2 protein-coding genes are annotated in these 1,026 nt (G+C 32.3%); both read right to left on the reverse strand.

Going from position 1 to position 1,026, the window contains the following annotated elements:
* A partial coding sequence (locus ABW637_RS21730; protein ID WP_367586843.1) for a TubC N-terminal docking domain-related protein occupies window positions 1–213 on the reverse strand: 213 nt, incomplete at its 3' end.
* Between the two features lie 170 nt (window positions 214–383).
* On the reverse strand, window positions 384–1,026 hold a 643-nt coding region (locus tag ABW637_RS21735; protein WP_367586844.1), incomplete at its 5' end, for a phosphopantetheine-binding protein.

Here is a 1,026-nt window from a genome sequence, read left to right on the forward strand (position 1 = left end):
ATATTCTTTCTCCGGAGCTTTTTCGATCACCTTATATTCAGAATTAAAAGATTGGGTATTCTCAATAAATTTAATGAGCTCGTCCTTGTTCTTTTTAATTTCTTTCAGAAGTTCTTTGGCATCAAAATTTTTAGGCACTTCCAAGCGTAAGGCACCTTTCTCCAAGTGTAATCCGATCTTATTCTTTTTTATTTTTAATAATAAATTTTCCATACTAAATTTTAACCTTAACATCATTTATCATGATGCCTTATTCAACAAAGATTTGAAAACGTGATTGTTTTTGAGGAGAGTCACTTGTTTAGCCAAAGAGGTATATTACTATGGTTTACCTCTTCCATTATTTATATATAAAATGTGTGCCCTGTGACGCTCTAAATTTATTAGATTATGATTTCTTCAATCATTTCGCTTGCAAGATCTACTTTGATGTCATTTGATAACCATTGATTAATATCTATAAATTCTGCTTGTTGTTTAATGGTAGGCTTTTCAAATACTTTTTCTAAGGGAAATGCCATATCAAACTCTTTAACCAGAGTATTGACCAAAATCATTGCTTTTAATGAATGGCCTCCTAATTCAAAAAAGTTTTTGTGCGTGCCTATTACATCTGGAGGTAATTTGAGTACACGAGACCAGATTTTTTCTAATGTTTTTTCTGTGGTATTAATTGGAGCTACATACTTTTCTCCAGTTTTTATATCCGGCTCTGGTAAATTCTTTTTGTCTACTTTACCACTCGGGTTAAGAGGGATTTCTGTTAAATGAACATAAAATGTAGGCAACATATAGTCAGGAAGATGATCCGAGAGAAACTCTTTTAAATCTGCCTTGGCAATCTCTGCTTCTGAAGTATAATAGGCAACTATAAATTTATCCCCACCTTTCTCCTTGACAACCACAATGCTTTTACCAATCTGATCGTAGCGATTTAAACAATTTGATATTTCTTCTAACTCTATTCTAAATCCTCTAATTTTTACCTGATCATCGATTCGTCCCAAATATTCAATATTCCCATCT

It is taken from the genome of Aquimarina penaris (genome assembly GCF_040786285.1).
Lineage (GTDB): Bacteria > Bacteroidota > Bacteroidia > Flavobacteriales > Flavobacteriaceae > Aquimarina.